This is a genomic window from Rhodanobacter sp. MP7CTX1, from assembly GCF_014205795.1.
GTDB lineage: Bacteria > Pseudomonadota > Gammaproteobacteria > Xanthomonadales > Rhodanobacteraceae > Rhodanobacter.
In genome coordinates this window covers 87425-114236 of the sequence record NZ_JACHCN010000004.1, presented here as the reverse complement: position 1 = coordinate 114236, position 26812 = coordinate 87425, and the positions used below count along the sequence as shown (strand labels likewise).

General features: G+C 62.9%; 23 protein-coding genes and 1 tRNA gene. 7 read left to right on the top strand and 17 right to left on the bottom strand.

The window, feature by feature from the left end:
- Positions 1–94: 94 nt before the first annotated feature.
- A complete protein-coding gene (locus HDE77_RS07060; protein WP_184416459.1) occupies positions 95–1066 on the top strand; it encodes a LysR family transcriptional regulator in 972 nt (323 codons plus the stop codon).
- Positions 1067–1265: 199 nt separating this feature from the next.
- Positions 1266–1940, top strand: coding sequence for a DsbA family oxidoreductase (locus tag HDE77_RS07055; RefSeq protein WP_184416458.1), 675 nt, complete (start codon positions 1266–1268; stop codon positions 1938–1940).
- Between the two features lie 77 nt (positions 1941–2017).
- Here the strand turns inward: HDE77_RS07055 and HDE77_RS07050 are convergent, their stop codons facing one another.
- The 10 genes from HDE77_RS07050 to HDE77_RS07005 form a co-directional block, all read right to left on the bottom strand.
- Positions 2018–2305: a hypothetical protein gene (locus HDE77_RS07050; RefSeq protein ID WP_184416457.1), complete on the bottom strand. Its 288-nt coding sequence runs from the start codon at positions 2303–2305 to the stop codon at positions 2018–2020.
- Positions 2306–2545: 240 nt separating this feature from the next.
- A complete protein-coding gene (locus tag HDE77_RS07045) occupies positions 2546–5140 on the bottom strand; it encodes an ESPR-type extended signal peptide-containing protein (protein ID WP_184416456.1) in 2595 nt (864 codons plus the stop codon).
- Positions 5141–5392: 252 nt separating this feature from the next.
- Positions 5393–7645: a protease pro-enzyme activation domain-containing protein gene (locus tag HDE77_RS07040; RefSeq protein WP_184416455.1), complete on the bottom strand. Its 2253-nt coding sequence runs from the start codon at positions 7643–7645 to the stop codon at positions 5393–5395.
- A 474-nt stretch (positions 7646–8119) separates the two neighbouring features.
- The gene (gene lpxH / locus HDE77_RS07035; RefSeq protein ID WP_184416454.1) at positions 8120–8848 is read right to left on the bottom strand and encodes a UDP-2,3-diacylglucosamine diphosphatase; all 729 of its coding nucleotides are present in this window, start codon (positions 8846–8848) and stop codon (positions 8120–8122) included.
- 8 nt (positions 8849–8856) lie between these two features.
- Positions 8857–9558, bottom strand: coding sequence for a peptidylprolyl isomerase (locus HDE77_RS07030; RefSeq protein ID WP_184416453.1), 702 nt, complete (start codon positions 9556–9558; stop codon positions 8857–8859).
- A gap of 77 nt (positions 9559–9635) precedes the next feature.
- Complete coding sequence (locus tag HDE77_RS07025) at positions 9636–11153, bottom strand: Ppx/GppA phosphatase family protein (RefSeq protein ID WP_184416452.1); 1518 nt, start codon at positions 11151–11153, stop codon at positions 9636–9638.
- 70 nt (positions 11154–11223) lie between these two features.
- On the bottom strand, positions 11224–13320 hold the full coding sequence (gene ppk1 / locus HDE77_RS07020; protein WP_184416451.1) for a polyphosphate kinase 1: 2097 nt from the start codon (positions 13318–13320) through the stop codon (positions 11224–11226).
- 157 nt (positions 13321–13477) lie between these two features.
- Positions 13478–14746: a phosphate regulon sensor histidine kinase PhoR gene (phoR, locus tag HDE77_RS07015; protein WP_184416450.1), complete on the bottom strand. Its 1269-nt coding sequence runs from the start codon at positions 14744–14746 to the stop codon at positions 13478–13480.
- Positions 14747–14839: 93 nt separating this feature from the next.
- Positions 14840–15529, bottom strand: coding sequence for a phosphate regulon transcriptional regulator PhoB (phoB, locus tag HDE77_RS07010; RefSeq protein WP_184416449.1), 690 nt, complete (start codon positions 15527–15529; stop codon positions 14840–14842).
- Positions 15530–15608: 79 nt separating this feature from the next.
- Positions 15609–17357, bottom strand: a complete 1749-nt coding sequence (locus HDE77_RS07005; RefSeq protein WP_343206069.1) for a M48 family metalloprotease — start codon at positions 17355–17357, stop codon at positions 15609–15611.
- A gap of 135 nt (positions 17358–17492) precedes the next feature.
- Between HDE77_RS07005 and grxC the strand changes: the two genes are divergently transcribed.
- The 3 genes from grxC to HDE77_RS06990 all read left to right on the top strand — a co-directional run bounded on the left by grxC (position 17493) and on the right by HDE77_RS06990 (position 19357).
- Entirely contained in the window at positions 17493–17756 is a 264-nt protein-coding gene (gene grxC / locus HDE77_RS07000; RefSeq protein WP_184416447.1) for a glutaredoxin 3, read from the top strand.
- Positions 17753–18133, top strand: a complete 381-nt coding sequence (locus HDE77_RS06995) for a carboxymuconolactone decarboxylase family protein (protein ID WP_184416446.1) — start codon at positions 17753–17755, stop codon at positions 18131–18133. The genes grxC and HDE77_RS06995 overlap by 4 nt, the downstream gene beginning before the upstream one ends.
- Before the next feature lie 210 nt (positions 18134–18343).
- A complete protein-coding gene (locus HDE77_RS06990) occupies positions 18344–19357 on the top strand; it encodes an isocitrate dehydrogenase (protein ID WP_184416445.1) in 1014 nt (337 codons plus the stop codon).
- A gap of 323 nt (positions 19358–19680) precedes the next feature.
- Here the strand turns inward: HDE77_RS06990 and HDE77_RS06985 are convergent, their stop codons facing one another.
- The 5 genes from HDE77_RS06985 to HDE77_RS06965 all read right to left on the bottom strand — a co-directional run bounded on the left by HDE77_RS06985 (position 19681) and on the right by HDE77_RS06965 (position 24503).
- On the bottom strand, positions 19681–20625 hold the full coding sequence (locus HDE77_RS06985) for an aspartyl/asparaginyl beta-hydroxylase domain-containing protein (RefSeq protein ID WP_184416444.1): 945 nt from the start codon (positions 20623–20625) through the stop codon (positions 19681–19683).
- Positions 20626–20718: 93 nt separating this feature from the next.
- The gene (gene thiD / locus HDE77_RS06980; protein WP_184416443.1) at positions 20719–21507 is read right to left on the bottom strand and encodes a bifunctional hydroxymethylpyrimidine kinase/phosphomethylpyrimidine kinase; all 789 of its coding nucleotides are present in this window, start codon (positions 21505–21507) and stop codon (positions 20719–20721) included.
- Between the two features lie 196 nt (positions 21508–21703).
- Positions 21704–23086, bottom strand: a complete 1383-nt coding sequence (locus HDE77_RS06975) for a PhoH family protein (protein ID WP_184416442.1) — start codon at positions 23084–23086, stop codon at positions 21704–21706.
- Between the two features lie 151 nt (positions 23087–23237).
- Complete coding sequence (locus HDE77_RS06970; protein WP_184416441.1) at positions 23238–23699, bottom strand: peroxiredoxin; 462 nt, start codon at positions 23697–23699, stop codon at positions 23238–23240.
- A gap of 240 nt (positions 23700–23939) precedes the next feature.
- Positions 23940–24503 carry a glycine cleavage system protein R gene (locus tag HDE77_RS06965; protein ID WP_184416440.1) on the bottom strand — a complete coding sequence of 188 codons (564 nt, stop codon included), beginning with the start codon at positions 24501–24503 and terminating at the stop codon, positions 23940–23942.
- 124 nt (positions 24504–24627) lie between these two features.
- On the opposite strand from HDE77_RS06965, the gene dapA reads away from it, so the two are divergent.
- Both dapA and HDE77_RS06955 read left to right on the top strand, forming a co-directional pair.
- Positions 24628–25521, top strand: coding sequence for a 4-hydroxy-tetrahydrodipicolinate synthase (gene dapA / locus HDE77_RS06960; protein ID WP_184416439.1), 894 nt, complete (start codon positions 24628–24630; stop codon positions 25519–25521).
- A 41-nt stretch (positions 25522–25562) separates the two neighbouring features.
- Positions 25563–26159, top strand: coding sequence for a hypothetical protein (locus HDE77_RS06955; RefSeq protein ID WP_184416438.1), 597 nt, complete (start codon positions 25563–25565; stop codon positions 26157–26159).
- 81 nt (positions 26160–26240) lie between these two features.
- Here HDE77_RS06955 and fdxA read toward each other — a convergent pair whose 3' ends face one another.
- Complete coding sequence (gene fdxA, locus HDE77_RS06950; RefSeq protein ID WP_184416437.1) at positions 26241–26564, bottom strand: ferredoxin FdxA; 324 nt, start codon at positions 26562–26564, stop codon at positions 26241–26243.
- A gap of 115 nt (positions 26565–26679) precedes the next feature.
- Positions 26680–26755, bottom strand: a tRNA-Glu gene (locus HDE77_RS06945).
- Positions 26756–26812: the final 57 nt, after the last annotated feature.

Here is a 26812-nt window from a genome sequence, read left to right as displayed (position 1 = left end):
GGCATGCGACGTCGTTCAGGACGAAAACGCATGCCTGGACTTGTAGCAAACTCTCCGACACTCCATTGTGAAGCGAGCCTGCGAGGAAACTGTTATGGACCGCATCGACACCATGAAAGTCTTCGTAGCAGCGCTCGATGAAGGAAGCCTCGCCGGTGCCAGCCGCAAAACAGGCCGTTCGGCGGCGGCAGTAAGCAGGGCCATCGCATTTCTTGAAGCGCACGTTGGGGTGCCGCTGCTGCACCGGACAACACGATCCATCAAGCTGAGCGAGGCCGGCGAGCGCTACGCCGTGGCTTGCAGAAAAATACTCATGGACCTGGAGGAGGCGGACCGGAGCGCGGCGGGGGAGCGGTCAGTGCCCCACGGCACCCTGACGATTACTTCGACGATGTTTTCTGGCGTGGAGCTGCTGCGTCCGATCGTTGACGCCTTCATGGATGAATATCCGACGGTCACCGTTCGCATGCACATGCTGGAACGGGCGGTCAACTTGATCGACGAAGGCATGGACCTGGCCTTGCGCATTACGCATCTGGCTGATTCGAACTTGGTCGCTCATCGTGTTGGCGAGGTGCGGAAAGTCGTCGTGGCGTCGCCGCGCTACCTGGCGACGCACCCGCGTATTCTCGAGCCCGCCGACCTGGCGAAGCACCGGATCATCGCCATGACGCACATGGGGCTGGATTCGTGGAGCTTCCCTCCGCTGGAAGGGTCATCGGTTCCTCGTGCCGTTTCGTTCACGCCGCGGCTGGTGGTCAACAGTGTGCGGGCTACGGTGGCGTCGACAATCGAAGGTAATGGCGTGGCGCGTCTGCTTTCCTATCACGTAGCCCCTGAGATCGAGCAGGGTTTGTTACGCATTGTCCTTGCCAACGCCGAACCTGCGCCTCTTCCCGTCCATCTGGTGTCGCCGCATGGGCGTCTGGCCGTGCCCAAGGTTCGCGCTTTTGTGGACTTCGCTCTTCCGCGTCTACGCTCACAATTTGCACGCATGGCAAACGAGGCCGGGATGGCATCCGATTCGCCGGTTCCAGCACGGCGCGGAAAAGCTCCGACCGGTTAGCAGGGCTTCGCCTTCCCAGGGTTGCCCATGCTCACGCGACATGAGTGTCGGTGCAGCGCATGGGCCCGGTGATGCAGCGAGATGTCAGAGCGGTTTCTTGCAGTCTGCGGAAGAGCGGCTGCCGAACAACGGCTATTCATTGTCGACCCGCGGAAGCTCAGCATGTGCCCACGTCCCCACACCCAACGAGGGTATCAACTTGAGCACACAACACGAACGCAGCCTGCATCTGCAGGTGGTATCGGACATGATCTGTCCCTGGTGTTTCAATGGAAAGCGCAGCCTCGATCAGGCGCTGGAAGTTCTGGCCGGGCATGGGGTTCACGTCGACGTCGAATGGCTTCCCTATCAGCTCAACCCGGGCATGCCGGCGGAAGGCATGGACAGGAAGGAATTCCGCACGCTGCGCTTTGGCTGGGAGAACGCGCTTGCGATGGACGCGCGGGCCGTAGAGGCCGGTCAACGCACGGGAGCCGAGTTCAACTATCAACTCCAGAGCCGCACACCCAACACGGTGCCGGCGCATGCGCTTGCGCGACTGGCCTACGTCGAAGGTGGCGCGGCTCTGCAAGGACGGGTCGTCGAGGGATTGTTCGCTGCCTATTTCACCCATGGCAACGACATCAGTGACCAAGCTGTACTTGAGCGCATCGCCGACGAGGCGGGGATGGAGTCGGGCGCCGTGAACCGGTCGCTGCCAAGCCACATCGAGGTCCGCAAATTGGACGCCGAGATTCGCTCAATGGGTTTGAGTGGTGTACCCAGCTACCTCGTGAACGGCAAGTTGTTGTTCAGCGGCTCGCAGGATGTCGAAGGTTATGTGAAGCGCCTCGCGAGCGCCGCAAACGGCAAGGTCACTGGCGTGCTGGCATAAGTCCTTAAAAGGCCGCGGGGCTTCAAGATAAAGGCGCCCTTGGGCGCCTTTATCTGCGTGGTGGCGATGCGGGAAAGTCAGTGGGAGGTGCTGCCGGACGCGGGCTGAGTCATGTTGTTGTTGCTGTCATTGGTGGACGATTTTTTCAAGTCCTCTTGCTTTTTCTTCGCCGCCTGCTCTTGTTGGGCTCTTCTCTGCAAGGACTCGTTGTTTTGCACACCGCTCATGGGTGTGGGGCTATTCTTTATTAGCTCCGCGGTCGGCGAGAGGCCAGGCTCGCCGGCAGTGTTTTGGGCGTAGGCGGTACCCGCGGCCAGAGTGCAACACACAATCAGGCTGGCGATGGCGAATCGATCATGAGGCATGGCGATCTTCCTCGATGACGCCGTCAGGGGAAAGGAAGGCGATCGGGCGTCGTGACGTCGCCAACCGGTGCGGCGCACCTTCGGTGGGGGCCGCTTCGCGACTATTTGGCGACCCGCTGGATGAACAGGCCATGAGAGCTTGCGGGCGCAGTTCCATCGCGAGTGGGTGCGAGTGGGTGCCACAAGCGATTTCGGCCCGACATGGTGAAGCCATGCCGGGCCGAATGCACGCTTCAGCTATTACAGATCAATACCAAAACCGGCGCCGACAGAGGTTTGCGAGCCGCTGGAGGAAGCCCCCACGCTCATATGCGCCGTGCTGCCGATGGGCACGGCATAACCCACCGAAATCGCGTTGCGCGATCCCTGGTAGCCCACGCCTGCGGAGATTCGACCGTTCCCCGTCGCACCGGCCGCGTTGATGGCCATCTGCGTCGATGCCGCGCCCATGGCACCCGCCTGATCGATGCGCTTGTTCACTGACTGGAACTGGTCGCTCACCTGGCTTTCGAAGTTGGCGAGATTGCCATTGGCTCCGTTGGCTGCCGTGATGGCCTGGTTCGTATAGGCATTGGCTGCCGAGAGCGTCTGCTGTGCGCTCGCGTCGGTATAGGTCTTGGCGGTAGCCAGCGCCGCATTGACCTGGCTGACGTTGGCCGCGTCAGTCGCCTGCACACCGGCTGCCACGTTGGTGATCTGGCGCTGGTTGGTGGCCGTGCCGACCGACACGGTGTTGGCCACATTGGCTACTGAACCCTGGCCCAGAGCCACCGCGTTGGCGGCGGCCACCGAAGCGCCCTGGCCAATCGCCGTACCCGACGCCGCCGTCACCGTTGCACTCTCGCCCACCGCTACTGCGTTCGTCGCTGTCGCGGCGATGGTGGTGTTGGCACCCACGGCCGTGCTGCCGTCCGCATTGACCTGGGCATTGCCGCCCAGTGCCGTGTCGTTCGGGCCGGCCGCAAAGCTGTTGCCGCCGACCGCTGTGCCGTTGGTGCCGCCGGCCTTGGCATTGGTGCCCATCGCCACACCATTCGAACCGGTGGTGACCGAAGCACTGCCGCTGCCATCCACCGCGATCGTGCTCGACATGCCAGAGCCACCCGACGGGGTCTGCTGCAACGTGGTGATTTGACTCTGGACGGTCGTCATCTGGCCGGTAAGCGTTGTGATCTGGCCGTTGATCGCCAGCACGTCCTGACTCTCCTGGTTACTCAGGGCGGTAAGCTGGCCCATGTTCACCGCGTCGGTGAGTGTGCTGCCGGCGGCGACGTTGTGGATCACCGTGCCGCTGGCGCCGCCCAGCATGATGCTGCTCTTGTCGGCAGCGACATAGCTCACCGCCAGCGGGTTGGCCGTACCACCGCCAGCAACGGCGGTTTCGAGCTGGCTATAGTTGACGGCATCAGTAGCCTGCGTACCGGGCGCGACATTGGTGATCTGCCGCTCAGTACCCGCCGCGCCCACGGATACCGTGTTGACGCGATCGGCCACGCTGCCGGCACCAAGGGCTACCGCGTTCAGGGCTGTCGCCTGGGCACCGACACCGACTGCCGTGGCCTGGTTGGCACTCGCAACTGAAACGGCGCCAATGGCGATGGAATCACTGATGCTTAGCGTTGCGTCGGTCGAGTTGCCGGCAGTCGCGCCGTTGCCGATGGCCATATTGCGCGTGCCCATGCCGCTACCGGCCCAAGCATTGGTGCCCATGGCTTGATCATTGGTGTTGTAGGCTACCGCGCCGCTACCGATGGCGATGGAATAGTCACCCAGGGCATTCGAAGTGCCACCCAGAGCAATCGACTGCAAGCCGACGGCGTTCGCTGCGAAGCCAACAGCCACTCCGTAATCGCTGGAGGCGTTGCCACCAATACCAATGACGGTGTCGCCGGTTCCACTGGCAACCGCCTGGGTGCCAATTACCGTTCCGTAGTCGCCAGTGGCCGCCGCCTCGTATCCGACAGTAACCGTCGCGTCGCCAGTCGCCTGCGCCCCGGTACCCACGGCGATGGTTGCATCACCACCGGTGGAATTGGCACTGTTGCCGATCGCCACGTTGTTCTGATTGGATGCGTTGGCGCCCACACCGAGAGCCGTGGCGCCGTGAGCTGTAGCGAGCGCGCCCGGACCCACCGCGGTGGCGTAGTCGCCGCTGGCGGCGGCGGCCTGCGGGTTGCCTGAAATATCAAAATCCTTCGGGTTGCCATTGGCGTCCACCACGTAGCCGCCGATCGCCACGCTGCTCAGGCCGGTGGCTTGGGCGTTGGCACCCACCGCGGTCGTGTTGTAGTTCGTGGCGCTAGCACTGTAGCCGACGGCGGTGGCGTAATTGGCTCCCGTGCTGGCGCTGTGCCCGAAGGCAGCGGAACCCACGCCGGCAGCAAAGGTGTTGCCGCCCACCGCCGTGCTGTAGTCATCGACCGCAAAGCTGTTGTAGCCGAGCGCCGTGCTCTCGGTACCCATCGCTGTGCTGAGCGCGCCGCCTGCGACACTATCGGTGCCGAGGGATAGCGCGTTGTCGCTGCCATCGGCGGCGCCGTCGGCCGAGAAGTAGATAGGCGTGGTGGGATCCGGCGTCGGCACCGAGTCTTGCGGTGCTGCGTGGACCAGCGTGAGCGGCTTGGCGGCCGTGGTGGCCGTCACTTTTTGCGTAGCGGTATCTGCTGCGATAGCGCTGGTTGCCGTCAGCGCCATGCCGGTTGCCAGCGACAGAGCCGCCAGGCCGGCGCGCATGCGCCTGGCGCTGCCGCCCTTGCCAGCTGCCTTGGCAAACTCACTGGCGACCACCAGTGTGCCCAGCGACTTGTTCCAGATCTTGCTGTGAATCTTGTTCATTGGTGTTTCCCCAAAAGTTGGTCCGCGATGCATGGCGTCATTGAAGCGCCGGGATGCCATGGCGAATGTCATGCGTTGTGGTGATGGACGTCTGGACGTCCATCGATACGAGACCATCGCAAGCCGCGGTATCAGGTGATCGCGGGTGCCGAAAGCGCCTTGTTGCGGCGGCGAAGGTTGAATCAGCGTTTCAGGCGGTCGAAGGATCCCGGCGGTTGCCGGGATCCTTCGCTTACCCTATGGGCGGCTACTTCAGTACAGGCCTTCAACGCTGACGCCGGTGAAGACGCTGGGGCTGGTCACCGTCACGTAATAGGTGCCTGCTGCCGGAGTGCGCATCGTCACCGACTCGGTGTTGGTGTTCGGATGAGCCGACATGGCGATATTCGAAGATGCACTGGCCGCACTATTGCGCTGCACGTACACCGTTACGTCGCCGCTGCCACCGGAGGTGCGGAAGGTGAGGGTTGCCGTGCCCGCGGGCACAACCAGGGTGAACTGCTGGCTGGAGCCCGCCGGACCCTGGGTGGTTACGGCAACGCCGTCTTTCAGTACAACCGGTGCCGGCGGCGGCGGGGCGGTGGTCGGCGGTGTGTGATCGCCCCAGGTGTAGGCCAGCGCGTTGAACTTGCTGATATCCGGGGAGCCGTAGCCGGTGGTGTAATCCCAGCCCGTAGCGGCGTTGTAGCCGTAGGTCGTGCCCTGATAGCTGACACCGTTGTTGCCCGAGGTCACGTCATGCAGCACAGCCGGATTGCTCGGGAAATCCCGGTACATGAAGCTGGCCGGAAAGCCGATCGAGTTGTTGGCGTAGGTCTGGATGCGAGCAAACACGCCCACGAAAATCGGTGAGGCAAGACTGGTGCCGCCAACGCCGTAGCGCTTTCCTCCGATGAAAATCTGCGCGCCGGTAAACGTCGACGCGTCATACGATATGTCTGGCACGCTGCGCGTGGTCGCACCGAGTGCGGTCTGTTGCCAGGCTGGAGCCGACTCGAACAGGCTCTTGCCGCCGCCAGTCGCCCAGATACGGTTGTTGCCGTCACCGGCATCCGCAATGCCATCGTTCCAGGCCACTTCGCCGGCCCACGCGGTACCGTTGGTGCTGACCTCGGTGCCGCCAACGGCAATGACGTTGGGCGAAGTGGCCGGTTCGCTGACCGAATAGCTGCTGAGACTGAATGGTGAGGGCAGCACGACGCCGGCATTGGTCTCGAAGTCACCGCCGGTAGCGATATAGACGCCCTGATCGCCCGAGGCCACGGAGAAGGTCTGTCCCTGTGCGGCTGCCTGCGCAAAGACCGCATCGTCGGCCTGCTGGGTACCCGTCTGGTTGGAGCCGGTTTCGTCTTCACCCAGCGAGACGTTGATCACCTTGGCCACATCGTCGACCACGGCCTGGTTGTAGGCGGCGGTGATGCCGGCATCGGTGAGTTCTTCGTCGGCCGGCCCACCCTTGCCGTTCGCTGCCGCGTAGAAAATCAGCTGTTTGACGCCACCGGACGTGCCGGTGATGGACTGCGAATCGAGGTTCCATTCCGTGTCGGAATCGGGGTCATCGGAAAAATCGACGGCACTGCCGAGCGTGACCGGTACCACTTTGACGTTGACCGGGCTCATCGCTGCGGCGCTGGTCATGACGGCCAGGTCGCTCTGCGTCTGGCTCATGTCGCCCCAGGTGATGATGCCTACCGTGGTGTTGAACGCGGTCGGGGTACTGCCCGCGTCATAGATGCCCGGGAAATCGGTGGGTGGATGCGTCACGGTTGATCCGCCTGACGCCTGCGTTCCAGCCGTGGCCTGCGTGCTCACCTCGGCGCCGAGGTGGCTTAGCGTGTGCTTCTGGCTGACGTTCTGCAGACCCATCACCGAGCCGACGATGCCGCTCAATGCCTGCGGCACCATCACGTCACCGTCGTTGCCGAAGCGCTGCTTGCCGCCATGGGTATACGTCTTCATGGTGGTGTTGAACGCGGTGGCAACCGTCGCGGGATTGCCGTCGGCGAATACAAGCGTGTTGTTCGGCGACACCGTGACGTTGCTGAAACCTGACTGCTGCAGGTGTGCCACGACCGCCTGCACCTGCGCGTCGGTGGGCGAATAGGTCGCCTTGAACTGGGCTGGGGTAAGAAACTTGCCGTAAGCGGGATTGCCGGGCGTGTTGACGCTCTTGATGAAGGCCTGAAGCTGGTCTGCATTGCGCAGGTTGAGGCTGACCGCCACCTGCAGTTTCTTGGTGTTTTCCAGCGGCGTGACCAGCTCCTGCACCTGCGGTTTGCCGCGCACGTTGAGCGTGTAGTGGGTGGCGGCGACGGCGGGCGCGCCGGCCGTAGCAGGCGCTGCCGATTGAGTTATCAGCAGGGCCGCGTGGCTTCCGGTGGATGCCCATGCAGTGGTGGTCGCATGGACGGATAACGGGCTCAGTGCAAAGGCAAGAGCGGCGGGTAACAGTGCTTTGCCAAAGGCATGCGAGCCTGCCTTCAACGTACGAATAGAGCTGGACATTTTTCGACCCTGGGTATGTAAGGGCAGCGCGACCAGGTGCCGGCGTTGACCTTATTTCGAAAGTGCACCTTGCAGGTGCGTCGTCAACTGCGGATGGCTAACGACGATTCCGAAGACCCCATGCCCCGCGTGGCGGAGCACCCCTTGGTTTGTTGCGGCAGCACGTCAGCCAGACGACAGCTTGATTCGCAGCTTCAGTCAAACGCACCGCACAATACACGCACGCACACCCACGCTTTCTCACGCTTTCTCACCAGTCGCACGGGCCGCAGCCTGGTGAGCGTGCCACGCGATCGAGTCGCGTATCCGGTCGTGTCGGATATCGAAAATCATGCGTCGGCTGGCAGTGGGGCTGCGACCGGGGCGTCTGCCGATTGCCCATGCAATGACGTGGAGGCGCAGCCTCCCGCTATACGATCAGTGTCTCGCGTCGCGGTTGAGAAGTCGCTGAAGCGTTCGTTGAAATCGCGAGCTTCAATCGATCGTCAGGCCGCGTAACTCCGCGTCGTTTTCGGTCACCCGCAATACCGAGCCGTGCTCATACCAGTCCCCCAGCACGATGCGTTCGGCCGCTTTTCCCTGCAGGTCGAGCGGGTGCACGGCTGGCCGATGGGTGTGTCCGTGGATCAGCCGATCCACGCCGGCGTTGAGCATCGCCGTAGCCACAGCATCACCATTCACATCCATGATGCTTTCCTTGGTGCTGCCGGTGTGTTTGCGGCTGTCCTCGCGTGCCTTGGCGGCGAACGCGCGGCGTGCGTCCAGTGACATCGACAGGATCTGCGCCTGCCATTGCGGCGTGCGCACCTGCTTGCGTACGGCCTGGTAGGCGACGTCGTCGGTGCATAGCACATCGCCATGCATCAACAGGGTTGGGCGACCGTAAAGGTCGTGGACGGTGCCGTCGTCGAGCAGGGTGAAACCGGCGCGGCGTGCGAAATCCTCACCCAGCAGGAAGTCGCGGTTGCCGACCATGAAGTACACCGGTACGCCGGCGTCGCGTACTGCGCGGGTGGCGCGTGCGATGCGCTGCGGCAGCTCGGCATCGTCATCATCGCCGATCCACGATTCGACCAGGTCGCCGAGGATGTACAGCGCGTCGGCGTGGCGGACTTCATCGCTGGCCAGATAGTTTTCGAACAGCGCGGTGATCTGTGGCCGGCTGGGATCCAGGTGCAGGTCGGCGATGAACAACGTAGTCATCGTAACGATCAACCCTGGCCAGTGGCGGGTTGCCTGCTGTGCTTGGCGGGCGTTGCGGCCGGCGGTGCCTTGGCTGGGACATGCGTGCTGGTGGTAGTGGCAGGCGCTTCTTCGCCGACGACATGGGCGCTGTCGATCAGCACCAGCGGCGTGGGTACGTCGCCGGCAAACGGGCCCTGCGCGTGGGTGGGCAAGGCGGCGATCTTGTCGACCACATCCATGCCCTTGATCACCTTGCCGAATACGGCGTAGCCCCAGGTCAGGCCGCTCTGGTTGCCGACGAAATCCAGCCGGCGGTTGTCGACCAGGTTGAAGAAGAACTGCGAGGTGCCGGAGTTTGGATCGGCGCCGCGCGCGACGGCGATGGTGCCGCGCAGATTGGACACGCCGTTGTCCGCTTCGCTGGCCACTGCCGGACGTGTGCGCTTGGGCTGCAGATCGCGCGTATACAGGCCGCCCTGCAGCAGATAGCCCGGGATGGCCCGGTGCAGCAAGGTGCCGTCGTAAAAGCCATCGCGCACATACTGCAGGAAGTTCGCCACGCTCTTCGGCGCCTTGTCCGGATACAGCTCAATGGTGATGTCGCCCTGCGAGGTGTGCAGCAACACTTGCGGCGCCGCCACCGTGGCTGCTGGCGTCGGCTTGGCGGTTTGCGCTGCCAGCGTCAGCGGCAGAATCAGAAGCAGGGAGACAATCAGGGATTTGAACATGGGCATCAACAGAGTCGTCTTGGCGTCGGGACATGATACGCGGCCACGCTGCGAGTGGCTCATCGCGACGGGCAGGGTCAATTGCTGGACAGTTCAAGCTTCAGGCCCAGTTCCGCCATCGGCGATAGCTCTTGTTGCAGATCGGACTCGCTGAGCGGGTGCTGCTCGAACCAGGCGATCGGCAGGGTCAGGCGCAGGCGCTGGCTGGTGGCAGCCAGCCGCATCGGTGGCAGCGACTCGGCGCGGCGGGCGCGGCGGAACAATACGGCCAGGCGCAACAGCGCGGTGGTGTAGCGGGCCAGCTGACGATAGCGTTGCGGCAGTGCCGAGATCACTGCCTTGTCGGGCTTGCGCCGGTGCATCTGAACCACCGCGGCCAGCAATTGCTGCTCCTGTCGGGAGAAACCGGCAAGGTCGGCGTGGCGCAGGATATAGGCGCCATGATGATGGTGCTGGCTATGCGCAATGGCCAAACCGATTTCGTGCACACGCGAGGCCCACGACAGCCACTCGCGTGCGCTGGCGTCAAGCTTCCACGGCTTGGCGACCTGGTCGAACAGCATCAGCGCGGTCGATTCCACGCGGCGCGCCTGCGCGCGATCCACGCCGTAGCGGGTAGCCAGCGCATCGATGCTGGCGGTGCGCGGATCGCTGCCGCCGGCGCGGCCGAGCAGATCCCATAGCAGGCCTTCGCGCATCGAGCTTTCGCAGACGCGCAGACGCTCGATGCCGAGCGCGGCGAATGCGGCCTCGAAGATCACCACGCCACCGGCGAATACCGGCGCGCGCTCTTCCATCAGGCCAGGGAGCTTGAGCGTGCTGATCTGACCCTGTTCGAGCAACGCATCGCGCAACGAAGCCAGCGATGCGGCGGTGATGCCGTCATCGGAGAACTTCATGGCGTGCACCACGGCGCCGATCGACCGTGCCGTGCCGGAAGATCCGTAGGCGTCCTGCCAGCCGGATTCAAGGTAGTCCTCGGCAAACTGCTGCAGCAGCACGCCGATTTCACTGCGCGCGCGCTGCCAGCGCTTGCGGGTGAGTTTGCCGCCGGGGAAAAAACGCACGGTCGAGGCGATGCAGCCTGCCTGCACGCTTTCGGTGTGCAGCGGTGCGAGCCCGCGGCCGATGATGAATTCCGTACTGCCGCCACCAACGTCGATGACCAGTCGCGGTTCGCGCGAGGCGGGCAGGTCATGCGCCGCGCCAAGAAAGATCAATCGACCTTCTTCACGACCCGACACCACCTCGATCGGATGGCCGAGCGCGGCTTCGGCGGCGGTCAGGAACGCCTGCGGTGAAGCCAGACGACGCACGGTATTGGTGGCCACGGCGCGAACCCGCACCGATGGCAGGCCGGCGATTCGCTGGCCGAAGCGGGCCAGACAATTCAGTGCGCGGGCGCGCCGCTCGGCATCCAGCGTGCCGTCGGCGCGCAGGCCGGCGGCCATCCTCACGCTGTCGCGCAGGCGGTCGATCACCCGTGGTTCGCCGTGTTCCATACGTGCCACCACCATGTGGAAGCTGTTCGAGCCCATGTCGACGGCGGCCATCAGTTCGCCATCGCGGATCGGGGTCGGATCGACTGGACTCACGCGAACGCTCCCGGGAGTGCGCAGCGCGAATTCGCGCATGCATGGCTTACGAGGATGGAAAGACACATGCTCATGGACAGTACCGCTCCAACAGACTCTGTTGCGCGTTGTAGGGCGGATTTTTGCCGGGCTCGGCGCGTACATAGCTGCCGTCGTCGCGCAATAGCCATGCCTGGGTATTGTCGGCCAGCCCGTTAGCCAGGGTTTCCTCGAACACCCGTGCGGCGAGCTCCTTGTCGAGAATCGGAAACGCCACTTCGATCCGTCGCATCAGGTTGCGCTCCATCCAGTCGGCGCTGGCGCAATACAACTCGGGCTCGCCGTCATTGGCAAACCAGTACACCCGACTGTGCTCCAGAAAACGTCCCACGATCGAACGCACGCGGATCCGTTCGGAGATCCCAGGCAGGCCGGGCCGCAAGGTGCAGGCACCGCGCACGATCAGGTCGATCTCCACGCCAGCTTGCGACGCACGATACAGCGCCTCGATCACATGCGCCTCGTTCAGCGCGTTGAGCTTGGCCACGATGCGTGCCGGGCGGCCGGCTTGCGCATGCAAGGTTTCGCGCTCGATCTTCGCCATCACGCTGGTGTAAAGCGTGAACGGCGAATGCAGCAGCCGTTTCAGGCTGATCATCGGCCCCAACCCCGAAAGTTGCTGGAAGACCTTGTGCAGGTCTTCGCCGATGTCGGGGTCCGCAGTCATCAGGCCGATGTCGGTGTAAGTGCGGCTGTTGATCTGGTGATAGTTGCCCGTGGACAGGTGCACATAGCGACGCAGCAGTTCGCCTTCGCGGCGCACGATCAACATCATCTTGGCATGGGTCTTGAAGCCGACCACACCGTAGACGACCTGCACCCCGGCTTCCTGCAGGCGGGTCGCCAGACGGATGTTGGCTTCCTCGTCGAAGCGCGCGCGCAGTTCGATCACCACGGTGACGTCCTTGCCGTTGCGCGCCGCTTCCACCAGCAGGTCGACCAGCGGGGTGTCCTCACCTGCGCGGTACAGCGTCTGCTTGATCGCCAGCACCTGCGGATCCAGGGTGGCCTGGCGCAGCAGGTCAATCACCGCGGCGAAGCTCTGGTAGGGGTGGTGTAGCAGCACGTCGCGCTGGCCGATCAGGTCAAACTTGTTCTTGCCGCTTTCGAGCGCTGCCGGCAACTGCGGATTGAAGCGCGGAAATTTCAGCTCTGGCCGGTCCAGCCAGTCGTACAGCAGTCCGGCGCGGATGATGTTTACCGGGCCGTCGCAGCGGTACACATCGGCTTCTTCGAGCTGGAAGTTCTGGATCAGCATCGTGGTGATCGCCTGCGGGCAATCGTTGGCGATCTCCAGCCGCACCGGGCGCGCGTAGCCGCGGCCGATCAGTTCCTCGCTGAGTGCGTGCGCCAGGTTGGCCACCTCGGCTTCCTCGACGATCAACTCACTGTTGCGGGTGACCCTGAACTGATACGAGCCGACCACCTTGAAACCGGGAAACATCAGGTCGACAAAAGCCTGCAGCAGCTCGGCCAAAAATACGAAGTGATCGCCAGGGCCGCTGACTTCGGCCGGCACCCGAATGATGCGCGGCAGCGAACGTGGTGCCCGCACCAGCGCCATGTGACCTTCGTGACCAAACGCATCGCGGCCCTTCAGCACCACCGCGATATTCAAGGTCTTGTTGAGGATGCGAGGAAACGGATGCGCTGGGTCCAGCCCCAGTGGCGACAGCACCGGCAGTACTTCGTGTTCGAAATAACCCTGCAACCAGCGCCGCTGCCGCGGGCTCCATTGCTTGCGGGTGAGGATGTGGACGTGTTCGTCCTTCAGTTGCGGGACGATTTGCCCCTGCCAGGTGGCGTATTGCTCGGTGACCAGGTCCAGCGCTCGAGTGCGAATGCGCGCCAGCAGTTCACCGGAAGGCACGCCGTCGGGACCCGGCGCGGCCGAGCCGTAAGCATGGTGATGTTTGAGCATTGCCACCCGCACTTCGAAAAATTCGTCGAGGTTGTTCGCGACGATGCTCAGGTAACGCAGGCGCTCGAGCAGCGGTACCGCGGGCTCGCGGGCCATCGCCAGCACACGGAAATTGAATTCCAGTGCCGCCAGCTCGCGGCTGAGGTAGAGGCTGGGAGCGCTCAGATCGAAGGCGGCAGGTGATGAGACAGGGGATGGGCGATGCATGCTTTATTCTGGCTTAGAGCCTGCCCAATGTCTCCATGCGACGCGCGCCGGGAGCTGTGGGGGCCGCCGGTGGTGTGGAAGCGGGCCCGGCCGGGCTGGCGGGAGACATTCAGCGGGCTCTTCTCGCGCGACAGATGCCGCGCCAACAACCCGGGACTCAGGTCTCGTCGCAGCCGCCGGGCATCAGCAATCGCGCGTGGCTGAAGTGGCAGGCAAATGTGGAACCCACGCCGGGCGTGCTCTCGATCCGCAACTGAGCCTGATGGAGGTTCAGCACATGCTTGACGATCGATAGCCCCAGGCCCGTGCCACCGCTGTCGCGCGAGCGGCTGGAGGAGATTCGGTAAAAGCGCTCGGTAAGCCGAGCCAGGTGCGTGGCAGGTATGCCGAAACCGGTGTCGCTGACCGAATAGGCGGCGCCCTCCGGTGTGCGTTGCCAGCGGATCGTGATGTTGCCGCCAGCAGGCGTATAGCGCACCGCATTGCTGACCAGATTGGATAGCGCGCTGTGCAGGTCTCTGGGCGAGCCAAGCAGATCCGCTTCGGCGCTGGATTCGAGTGCGATCTGATGACGGCCCTGACTGAGCGCCTCCGCTTCCTTGCGCAGCGTAGCCAGCAGTGGCGCCATCTGCACTCGTTCATCGGCAATCTGGTGCTGCGTTTCCAGTCGCGACAGGGTGAGCAGGTCCTCGACGATCTGGCCCATCCGCTTCGACTGCATGCGCATCTCGCCGAGCACCGGTGCGAGTTCGGGCACGTCCTCCGGATCGAGCAACTCGAGGTAGCCGTGAATCACCGTAAGCGGCGTGCGCAATTCATGCGAGACGTTCGCGACGAAGTCGCGACGGATCTGTTCGAGCCGGTTCAGATGACTGATGTCGCGTGCCAGCAGCAGATGCTGATGGCGCCCGAATGGAAGCATGCTCACGTTGAGCTGGCTGTCCGGTTGGCCGGGAGCGGCGACGTCGTTGAGCGGCTCCTGCGTGCCATCGCGCAACCAGTCGGACAGATCGGAGACTGCCAGTCGCTGCTGCAGCAGGACGCCACGATCGCGTGGCCGGCGCAGCCCGAGCAGATGTTCGGCCGCGTGATTGAACCAACGCACCTGCTGGTTCTGATCGAGCAACACGACCGCGTCCGGCAACTGGCTGGCGGCGTTGCGCAGATCGCGCAGACTGGAGGCAATTCGGCGGGAGCGTGTCATGAAGCGGTCATGCTGAAGAGGGCTGACGAGAACAGGTGGGGCCATCATGGGCCTGGCTTGATGACGGATTCGAGTCAGCAACAAGACGACTTCCGCCAGCGCGACAAGCGCCACGCCGCTGGCGACATGTCCATTGGCAAGCCAGCCCAACCATGCGCCCACAAGCAACGCCACGGCGAGAGCCGTGGGCAATTTCCAGTAGTGCGTTGCTGGTTGTGCCATTCAGGCGAGTGCTTGCGAGTTGGAGACGATGGGATCCAGCATCGACAAAAGCCGGCACCACCGCAAGCCCGCGATGTGATTTAGATGATTAGCTCATGCACTTATCGAGAAGCGATAGCCGGTGCCGCGAACGGTCTGCACCATGTCGTCGAGCTTCCACGGCTCCAGTGTCTTGCGCAGGCGACGGATGTGTACATCGACCGTGCGCTCCTCGACGTAGACGCTGCCGCCCCAGACATGATCGAGCAACTGCGTGCGCGAATAGACGCGCTCGGGGTGGGTGATGAAAAAATACAGCAGGCGATATTCAGTCGGTCCGATCGGCACCGCCTCATCACCGGCAAACACTCGGTGCGCGGGACCATCGATGCGCAGCCCGCCCAGTTCGACCATGCCGGAACCGTCGTCTCCCTGACTGCGGCGCAGTACCGCCTTGATCCGCGCAATGAGCTCGCGAGTCGAGAAGGGTTTGACGACGTAATCGTCGACGCCTGCCTCCAGGCCGTTGACGCGATCCATTTCCTCACCGCGCGCAGTGAGCATGATGATCGGGATTTCGCGGCTGAGCTCTTCCTTGCGCAAGCGCCGGGCAAGCTCCAGTCCACTGGTACCGGGCAGCATCCAGTCGAGCAGGATCAGGTCGGGGACCTGCTCGACAATCGCCAATTGTGCGGCGCGTGCATCGGCCGCTTGCATCGCATCCATGCCGGCTTTGCGCAAGGCAAAAGCGATCATTTCGCGAATCGATGTCTCGTCTTCAACGATCAGGATGCGCTTGTGCACGTGGTCCGCCGGTGGCTTATGACGAAGATATTGCAACGCATCAATGTTACGCGTCGATGACAATCACAACAGGGTGTCACTAATGTAATGAACTGCCGCTGTCATGCAATGGATTGGCACTGTCGAGCCAGGGCGTGCCGGGGAAAGGGTTCGCCGTGCCTGGATCGGCGCGGAGACCCAGGCAGAAACGGCCGTCGCACTGTTCGTTCTGCTGCGTTTGCTGCTGGCCGTTCGGATTGTCATCGGTGCTGATCCGGCGCTTGTGCAGCTCCAATACCAGCGGGGTCAACTCGGTGATTCGCGCCTGGATGCGTACCCGCGCGTAGTAATCAAGGTCGTCGCGCTTGAGCAGCCGCTTGAGTTGCTCCATCGCATCGAACGGGCGCCCCGAGTAATAGCTGGCATCGGCGAACGCTTCGCCGGCGCGTACGGTGTCACCGGACTTTTCGCTGGCGCGGGCGTAAGCACTATAGATTTCCGGCTGGTCGGCGTTGTCCAGCAGGGGTCGCAGCAGGTCAGCCGCCTGACTGGCCTGCTGCTTGCTGCCCACCGTGAGTGCGTCGGCGTACGCCAGTGCCACCGCGCGGTTGCGCGGTGATTGCGTGCTGAGATCGCTATACATGGCCAGCGCCGCGGCACGCTGGCCGGCCTGGATGCGTGCGTCGGCCATCGCCAGCTTCAGGATCAGATTGTCCGGGTCGGACTGCAGCAATGGCTGCAGCTGCGCGATGGCCTCGGTGCCGCGGCTGCTGCGTGTGAGTGCCAGCGCATAGCCGTATCGGTTCGCAGGGGTGTCGAAGCCATGCTGCTTTTGCAGGTTGGAGCTGTAATAGAGCACCTGTTTTGGGGCGTCGTCCGACAGTACGCGCACCCGTTCACGCATCAAGGCAAAAGTATCCAGATGGTTGCGGGTTGCCGGCGCCCGGCTTAAGGCGGCGGGATCCTTGACGAAGAGGATCGGCGCCGTACTTTTTTCCCATAGCGATTGATCCGGGCTGGTACCCGACGGACGCAGCTTTTGCGCCGCGATCAAGGCGCCGGCGCGGGCCTTGGCGTCACTGATGCGGTCGGTCGTCACCGGGTGATCCTGCAACAAGGAGGGCACGTTTTCGCCGCCCGCGCCGGCACTCATGACATCTTCCATGCGCTGGAAAAAACCAGCCATGGCGTTCGGATCAAACCCCGCATTTGACAATGTCTGAATACCGACGCGGTCAGCCTCGATTTCATCGTGACGGGTGAAGTTGATCGACTTTTGCGCGAGCAGTCCCTGGCCGCCCGCAAGCACCGCCATCGGCGCATCACCGCTGTGACCGCCCGCACCGGCGGCGATCGCGCCCAGCAACACCAGCGCCATCAGCGGCGTATCTTTTTTGGATTCCTCGAACGCTCGCTGCAGATGGTTTTGCGTGATGTGGCCAATCTCATGCGCCATCACACTGGCCAATTCGCCCTCGTTCTGGGTGATCGCGATCAGCCCCGAGTTCACCGCGATATATCCGCCGGGTGCCGCGAACGCGTTGATATCCGGATCCCTGGCGATGAAAAACGCGAAGTGCTCCTTCGGCTTGTCGCAGCTGGCAACCAGCCGATAGCCCAGATCGTTGATGTAGTCGTCCAGCAGCGGATCATCCACCACCATGTTCAGTGCCTGCATCTGGCGCAACATGGAGGCACCGTAATCGTTTGCTTCCTGCGGCGAAATCAGCGCATTCGCCGAGCTGCCCAGGTCGGGCAGTCGGGGGGTGTCCTGCGCGCCTGCCGCGCATGCCAAGGCGGCGGTAACCAGTGCCGTCAGCAGGCGCGGAGCGGGTCGTCGTGGTGCCATGGTCATAGGTGAGCGACAATAGCACTGTGACCGTGATCGGCTGCTTCGGTTCACGGGGTGTCGGCTTGAGCCGGCGGCTGTCGCCCCCATTTGATCACCGTCTTTCCTACATATCTGATTGCGGAGTTATTTGCGATGCCCAAGATCGAGGTCTTTTCGACTGCCGTGTGCCCTTACTGCGTGGCTGCCAAGAACTTGCTCAAGTCCAAGGGGCTGGAGTGGACCGAGGTGCGCATCGATCTCGATGCGACGCAGCGCGACGCCATGCTGACGCGTAGCGGCGGGCGCCGAACGGTGCCGCAGATCTTCGTGAACGACCAGTATGTGGGCGGTTTTGACGATCTGGTGGCCGCCGATCGCAGCGGCAAACTGTCGCAGTTGCTGGAACAGGCCGCATGAGCGACCGTCTCGCCGAATTCACCGCTTTCCGCCAGCGCATGAACGAGCGGATCCTGGCCGAAGACAATCAGGTCGTGCGGCGGTTCTTTGCGCTGGACACGCAGACCTACAAGGCCGGCGCGCTGGACGTGAAAACCAAGGAAATGCTGGGTTTGGTCGCGTCGCTGGTACTGCGCTGCGACGACTGCATCAGCTACCACATAGCCCAGTGCAAGGAAGCCGGCGTCGAGCGCGATGCGTTCTTCGAGGTGTTCAGCGTCGGGTTGGTGGTGGGCGGTTCGATCGTGATTCCGCACCTGCGACGTGCGGTGGACCTGCTTGACCAGCTTGAATCGGGCACGGCCGGCGATGCGGCGAGCTGCGCCGACCACGTCTGAAAAGGCAACCCCGCGCGGTTGGCCCTGGCGTGCCTCCGTGCGGCTTTTCGCAACGCTGCGTGCGAGTATTTTCAACGTCTTGCAGGGCCCCCTTACTGTTCGTAGGGCGCCGTATCGGCGATAATTGATCGGTTTTCAGCCTGTGCCCGGTGTGTTTGCTTCCTTCCCGTGCGCGCACGCTGCTTGTTGTTCCGTTCAAGGAGTTTCCCCATGAGCAAGACGATTGCCGTGATCCCGGGCGATGGCATTGGCCCGGAGATCATGACTGCCACGCTGCGCGTGCTTGACGCGCTGGACTGTGGCCTGGCCTACGAGTTTGTCGACGCCGGCATGGTCGCGCTGGAGAAGCATGGCGAGTTGCTGCCGCAGTCCACGCTCGATGTGATTGCCCAGCACAAGGTGGCGCTGAAAGGGCCGCTGACCACGCCGATCGGTGGCGGCTTCACCTCGATCAACGTGACCCTGCGCCGGCATTTCGACCTGTACGCGAATGTGCGTCCAGCGGTCAGTTTCCCGGGCACGAAGTCGCGCTATGAGAACATCGACATCATCACCGTCCGCGAAAATACCGAAGGCGCGTATCTGGCCGAAGGACAAGTGGTGTCCGAGGATGGCGAGATCGCCACTTCGATTATCCGCAACACGCGCAAGGGCAGCACCCGCATCGTGCGCTATGCGTTCGAGCTGGCGGTGAAGAAAGGCCGCAAGAAGATCACGGCGGTGCACAAGGCGAACATTCTCAAGACCAGTTCGGGCCTGTTCCTCAACGTCGCCCGCGAGATCGCCAAGGAATATCCGCAGATCGAGTTCAACGAAATGATCGTGGACAACACCTGCATGCAGCTGGTGATGAAGCCCGAGCAGTTCGACGTGATCGTCACCACCAACCTTTTCGGCGACATCCTGTCGGATCTGTGCGCCGGCCTGGTCGGTGGCCTGGGACTGGCGCCGGGCGACAATATCGGTGCCAACGCGGCGATCTTCGAGGCCGTGCACGGCTCGGCGCCGGACATCGCGGGCAAGGGCGTCGCGAATCCGTGCGCGCTGCTTTTGGCCGCCGCCGACATGCTCGACCATCTGGACCTGCTCGCCAAGGGCAATCAGCTGCGCCAGGCGATCCGCGCCACAGTGGAACAGGATCGCCAGCACGTCACCCCGGATCTCGGTGGTAGCGGCAGCACCGACAGCTTTGCCGACGCGATCGTCAAACGCATCAAGGGCTGATCTTCGATCATTGGCAACAAAAGGCCGCGGCGATGAGCCGCGGCTTTTTGTTGTGTCACTCGGAATACGACCGGCGCCGTCTTTGCTCCTCCCTCTGCATGCAGGGGAGGTTGGGAGGGGGTGTCCGAGCTTGCGGTGATGGTCAAGGGCAACCCCTCCCCGACCCTCCCCTGCTAGCAGGGGAGGGAGCAAATCAGCAGCGCGCAGCAACGTAGGTTGGGGTGAGCGAAGCGATGCCCAACACACCGGGTCATAACGTTGGGATTTGCTGGCGCTTATCCCAACCTAGCCGCTAGCGGTGGTCTTCCAGAACGCGACCGGGATCAGCGAAAGATGGGCCAGGGTGCCAGGAAGATCAGCCACATCAACAGCAGGATGCCCAGATATTTCAGCGTGCGGGCAAGCTTCTTGTGTCTGCTCTTGAAGCTAGGGCCACTCCGGCGCTTGCGCTGGCTCAGCGCGAACAGGCGATTGATGAAGCCGGTTTCTTCCGTTTCGGTATCGCTGTTTGGTGAAGCGGTGATCTTGCCCATGAATGCGCCGACCCGGTGGTTGATCGCGCTCATCCAGCGCGTGCGCAACGGTCGCTCCACGTCGGCGAACAGGATCACCCGGGTCTGCCCGGACTTGTTTTCGGCCCAATGTACGTACGTTTCATCGAACACCACGTCCTTGCCGTCGCCCCAGGCGTGTTCTTCGCCGTCGACGAAAATCCGGCAATCCCTCGAATTCGGCGTGATCAGACCAAGGTGATAACGCAGTGAGCCGGCAAACGGATCGCGATGCGGATTCAGCTTGCTGCCCGGCGGCAGCAGCGCAAACATTGCGGCCTTCACGCTGGGAATCGATTTCAGCAAGGCGACCGTGTTCGGACACAGGGTTTCGGCCGAGGCCAAGGGCTCGCCGTACCATTTGAGGTAGAAGCGTTTCCACCCCTGCTTAAAGAAGCTGTTGAAACTGGCGTCGTTGTTTTTTTCCGCGGCGCGGATGTAGCCCTCGTCGAACAGGTGTGTCGCCTCGTCACGAATGCTCTGCCAATTCGCCTGCAGCAGGTCGAGTTGGGGAAAGCCGCGACGATCGAGAATCGGTCGCGCCGGCACCGCCGAAAACGCATACATCAGCAGGTTGTAGGGCGCGAACAGTGCCGAGTGGTCGGCCAGCTGACGGTCGAAACGCAGTCGTACGCGTCCGCGTAAATGCACCAGGAGTACGCACAGTACAAAAAAGGCGAACAGGGCGAGCAAGACGAGGCGTGGGGTCAAGATCATCTCGGTGGGTACCGCCATCGGGAAACGGCCAGGCTACGATTCTACTCGCTCAGGCCGAATGCCCCCCACCTCACCTGAAGCGGGTATTCAGCGTCAGTGTCGCAGCGCATGCACGTTGCCACCGCCGGGCCGATAGCCACGCAGAAGCGCGCGATGCACATAGGCGACCGCGCGGCGCACGGCCGAACGCGGTGATCGCCCCTTGGCCAGCTCCGCGGCGATCGCCGAAGCGAGCGTGCAGCCGGTGCCATGGCCTTCCAGCTTCAGGCGTGGATGACGCAGCTCCATGACGCCGCGCGCATCGTAGAAACGATCCACCACGACGCGGCCATCACCGTGGCCGCCCTTGAGCAGGACGGCGCTGGCGCCCAGTCGCAGCAGTGCCTCACCTGCCGCGTTGAATTGCGCGGCGGTCTTGATCGGATAGCCAAGCAATGCCTCGGCTTCGGGCAGGTTCGGGGTAAGGATGTCGGCCAGCGGAATCAGCTCGTCGATCAGCACGTCGACCGCATCTTGATCCAATAACCGCCCGCCGCTGGTGGCAATCATCACGGGATCGACCACCAGCCACGCGGGTTTGCGCGCGGCCATTTCGCGGGCCACCAGGCGGGTGATCGCGGCACTGCCGAGCATGCCGGTCTTGACCGCGGCGATCGGGAAGTCATTGAACAGTGCAGTGAGCTGGCTGCGGATATGCGTCAGCGGCACGGCATGCACCGCACTCACGCCGCGAGTGTTCTGCGAGGTGATCGCGGTGATCGCCGAAAGCCCGTGCACGCCACGCGCATGAAAGGTTTTCAAATCAGCCTGGATCCCCGCGCCACCGCCGGAGTCGGAGCCGGCGATGGTGAGGGCGATGGTTGGTGACGCAGATGTGGGCATGGGTGCGCGCTACTGTAGGAGCGTTTTCGGTTCTTCGCTCGTCATTCCTGCGAAGGCAGGAACCTCGTGCCCTTGTTCTTCAAGCATGAGGCGCTGGGTCCCTGCCTTCGTAGGGATGACGAGCAGGGAAACAGGTTATTCAAGATGCCCTGTTATTCGAGTTGCCCTGCAGTGGAGTTGTCTGCGCAATGGTCGGTTACAACGCCTCCGACGCAAAATCCGCCAGACGCGAGCGCTCGCCACGACGCAGCGTGATATGCGCCGAATGCTCCCACTGCTTGAAGCGGTCGACCGCATAGGTGAGACCTGACGTCGTTTCGGTGAGGTACGGCGTATCGATCTGTTCGACGTTACCGAGGCAGACGATCTTGGTGCCAGGACCGGCACGTGTGATCAAGGTTTTCATCTGCTTTGGAGTGAGGTTCTGCGCTTCGTCGATGATCAGGTAGCGACTGAGAAACGTGCGTCCGCGCATGAAGTTGAGCGAGCGGATCTTGATGCGCGAGGCGAGCAGGTCGTTGGTCGCCTGACGGCCCCAGCTACCGCCATCCTCGGGATTGGCGAGCACTTCCAGGTTGTCGGTCAGCGCGCCCATCCACGGCGTCATTTTTTCTTCTTCGGTGCCCGGCAGGAAGCCGATGTCCTCGCCCACCGAAACAGTCGCGCGGGTCATGATGATCTCGCGATATCGCTGCTGATCCATCACCTGCGCCAGGCCGGCAGCAAGCGCCAGCAGGGTCTTGCCGGTACCGGCGTTGCCGAGCAGGGTGACGAAATCGACGTCCGGATCCATCAGTGCGTTGAGCGCGAAATTCTGCTCGCGGTTGCGTGCGCCGATGCCCCAGACATGGTGATTGGCGTGCGAGTGATCGTCCAGCAGCACCAGCGTGGCGCTGACATCGTCCATGCGCAGTACACGCAATTCCACGCTGTTCTCGCCGGGCAGGAACAGGCACTCGTTCGGATACCACGCCTCGTCCTCGTGACGGTCCACCTTGTAGAACGTGCGTCCGCGCTCGGTCCATGATTTCACTTCCGGGTGGTGATCCCAGAAGTCCTCCGACAGTTCGGCCGCGCCGGTGTAGAGCAGGGCAAAATCATCGAGCGCGCGATCATTCTCGTAATCCTCGGCGACGATGCCGTCGATGCTCGCCTTGATCCTCAGGTTGATATCCTTGGTGACAAGGATGACCGCGCGGTCGGGATGCTGGTCGCGCAGTTCGACCACCGCCGCCAGGATCTGGTTGTCCGCCTTCGCATGGCCGTTGCTACTGCTGCGCTGCTGGAAATACAGCCGGCCCACTGATCCGCCGCGCCGGAGCTTGATGCCTTGTGGATTGCTCAGCTCCAGGCCGTCGCTCAGGTCATGCTGCTTGCCGCGCTCGATCAGTTCATTGAGGAATCGGCTGACCTGGCGGCCGTTGCGCGAAACTTCCGAGGCGCCTTTCTTCTTTTCGTCCAGTTCCTCCAGCACGGTCATCGGGATGAAGACGTCGTGTTCCTCAAAGCGGAATAACGAGGTCGGGTCATGCAGCAGGACGTTGGTGTCGAGAGCGTAGATTCGCTTGCTTCCGGTCATGCGGAAGAGTCCTCGCTGGTGGTGGATCGATGGTGGGATCGCGGTGTAGTTCTGGCCGCGGGCGAGTGGTTACGGCGATCGTCGTCGGCGGCTTGCCGACGCGCCGTGATGATGGGCACGATGAAGGGGGTGGATTTGAAAAGCGCAGCGGTCACTGGGCGGGAATGGTGTCGAGCACAGCCTGTGCATGACCTGGCACTTTGACCCCGCGCCACTCCTGAGCCAATCGGCCATCGGGATCGATCAGGAAGGTGCTGCGTACGACCCCCATGTGGCGCTTTCCATAGAGTACTTTTTCGTGGATGACGTCGAACGCCTGGCACCAGGTTTCGTCGGGGTCGGAGACCAGCGGGAAGGGCAATTCCTGCTTCAGGGCAAAGTTCGCATGCGATTTCTGCGAATCACGTGACACGCCGATGACTTCTGCATGGCGCTTGCGAAACTGCGCGTACAGATCGCGAAAGTCTTTCGCTTCATTCGTGCAACCGGGCGTGCTGTCCTTGGGATAGAAATACAGCACGACCCACTGGCCTTTGTAGCTGGCGAGTTTCAGTTCGTTGCCGTCACCGGTGAGGCCTTTGAGGGAAGGAACTTTCTTGCCGACCTCGGGCATGGCTACTCCTGCGCAGCAAGACGCTGCTGCGCGCGCTGGCAAAAATGGCAATTCGGGGATGGGCGGACCGTGAACGCTACGAACGGTGCGCAAAAGGTGTGCGACATGGATCGGTACACTGGATGCAATGCAACGTCACTCTGGAGTCCTTGGGGCAAGACTAGCGCGTGCGTGGCAGCAGATAACAGCCCTTGCCAGCCGAGCCCGATCGCGCGATGCTCAAGGACCCTGGGCGGCCCCTCAAAATTTGACCGGATCCATGATCGCGTCGAGATTCAGGCCGTCGCACAGTTCGAGAAAGTCGTCGCGCAGCGCGGCAATATGGATCTCCGCCGGAATGCCGATCGTGAACTGCGCCTGGAACATCTCGGCGCCGGTCTGCATCGCCTGATAGCGCGTCGAATTCAGCTGCTCCACGCTGATGCCGTGCTGGCTGAAGAACTCCACGATCCGCGCCACGATGCCCGGTCGGTCGGCGGCGACCACTTCGACCAGGTACGGAAGCAGATGCGAGCTGTTTTCACGCGGACCGGTGCGGTAGTGAATGAGCCGCAGGCTTTCGTCGCGGGCCAGCTTGGTCAGCGCAGTTTCGAGTTTGGCCAGCGCGTCCCACGCGCCGCTGGCGAGCAGCATCAGCGAAATTTCCGTGCCGATCGTCGAAATGCGCGATTCGGACAGATTGCAGCCGGCATCGGCGATGCGCTTGGCCAGTGCCAGCAACGGCGATTTTGTTGCCGGTGTGAGCGCCTGGATCAGCAGCTGATTGTCGTTGCCCGAACGCGCAGAAGTGGAAGAAGGTTTCAAAGGGTTCTACCCGTGAGTCACTGCCGCGCGGTGCGGAAGCTTGAGACTACTCCGGTCGAGCTTACTTGCCCGCCTCGCGAAGCGGCAAGTATCATGTGAGGCTTGGCTTGGGCCGGAGTAAGTCTTGAACATTCGCGGAAGCATCTGCGCGCTGGTCACCCCGTTCGCGGCCGATGGCGCACTTGACCTGCGCTCATTTGGTCGGCTGCTCGATTACCAGCTTGCCGGTGGCACGCAGGCGCTGGTGGTAGCCGGATCCACCGGCGAAGCGCACATGCTCGAACACGACGAGTTCGATCGGCTGCTGGCTTTTGCCGTCAAACATGTGGCTGGGCGGGTGCCGGTGATCGCTGGTACCGGCGAGGCGGGCACCGCCAAGACCGTCGCCCTGACCCGTCGCGCCAAGGCGCTTGGCGCCGACGCCGCGCTGGTCGTGACGCCGTACTATGTGCGTCCGACCCAGGAAGGCTTGCGTCGGCACTATCTGGAAGTGGCCGAGCACGGCGGCCTGCCGGTGCTGTTGTACAACGTGCCGAGCCGTACCGGCTGCGACCTGCTGCCGGAGACCGTTGCCCAGCTGCGCGAGCATCCGGCGATCATTGGAATCAAGGAGGCGCGCGGCGATCGCGAGCGGATTTCGGCGTTGGCGGAACTTGTGCGCGCGGATTTCGTCTATCTGTCCGGCGACGATGGCAGCGCCGGTGAGGCGATGCTGGCTGGCGCGGCAGGCACTATCTCGGTAGCGGCGAATCTGGCGCCGGGGGCGTTTCGTGCGTTGTGCGATGCAGCTACCGGTGGTGACAAGGCGGCGACGGCGCGGTGCGATGCCTCGCTGGAGCCGCTTTTGCAGGCGCTTGACTGCGCGCCGAACCCGATCGCGGTGAAGGCTGGTTTGCCCGCACTGGGGCTGGGTTTGGCGGCGCCAAGGTTGCCGCTGGTTGAATTGAACGACGGTCCGGATCGCGCCCGATTACACCAAGCGCTGTCCAGTCTGGCATCCTTGGCGACTGCAACTTGACCGATAACCGGTTGCCTGACCTTCTCACGGAATCTGACTACATGAAGAAAACTTCGCTCCTCCTGGCCCTGCCGGCTCTGGCCATCAGTGGCCTGCTGCTCTCCGGCTGCGGCATGTTCCGCTCGCACAAGGCGTGGGACACCGCACAGCAGGAGTCGCCGCTGGAGATTCCGCCGACACTGGACAGGCCAGCGGTCAGCGCGGCACTGGTGATCCCGCCCGCGGGCGCGAATACGCCGACTGCCGATGGCGTCACGGCCGGTGCTCCCGGTAACCAGATCCTCGACGGTTTCGTGCATCCCGACAGTGTCGACGCTACGTACGGGCTGGTCGGCAAGGTGCTGGCTAGCGGCGAGCTGGGGCAGCTCGTCAGCCATGACGATGCCGCACACACCTATACGTTCACTGTGTCCGACGCCGTCGCGCAGCAAAAGAAGAAGCGAAGCTTGTTCCACCCGTTCGGTGGTTCGAGTGACTCGGCGACCGTGGCAGCCGGCGCCTCGCATCAGGTACAGATCAGCATCGGCAGCAGCGGCACGAATGCCAGCGAAGTGCAGGTGCAGGGCAATTCCGGCGTGGTGCCGCGCACGATCGACGCGCTGCAGGCGAGCCTGAAGAAGGTCGCGAAAGGCGGCTGATCGCCTTGCGCACTCGCACTCGCACTCATAAAAGCGCCGCCCTTGAGGCGGCGTTTTTATGGGTGACGATGTTTCGTGAGCTCAGCGCTGAAGCAGATTGAGCTTGTCCGGCTTGCCTTCCCATTCCTTGGCGTCGACCGGGCTGTCCTTGCGCTCGGTGATTACCGGCCAGTCCTTCGCCAGCTCGGCATTGAGCGCCACGAACGCTTCCTGGCCGGCCGGTACGTCGTCTTCCGGGTAGATCGCGTTGATCGGGCACTCCGGTTCGCACAAGGTGCAGTCGATGCACTCGTCCGGATCGATCACGAGGAAATTGGGGCCTTCATGGAAGGCGTCGACCGGGCAGACCTCAACGCAATCGGTGTATTTGCACTTGATGCAGTTGTCGATGACGACAAAGGTCATGTTGCCGCGCGCCTCTGTGAGGTTGTGCCTTGATACAGCGTGTGCCCTGACAGAGCGTGAGCCCTGATCGAGCGTGGGCCCGTGCCAGAGCAGTAGGCCATGGTCGAGCGAAGAATGGTGCTCCCTACGAGACTCGAACTCGTGTTCCCGCCTTGAGAGGGCAGTGTCCTAGGCCACTAGACGAAGGGAGCGTTATGCTGCGAGGCGCGCTAGTATAACGGAATTGTTTCGCCCGGCAATGCTCCGTG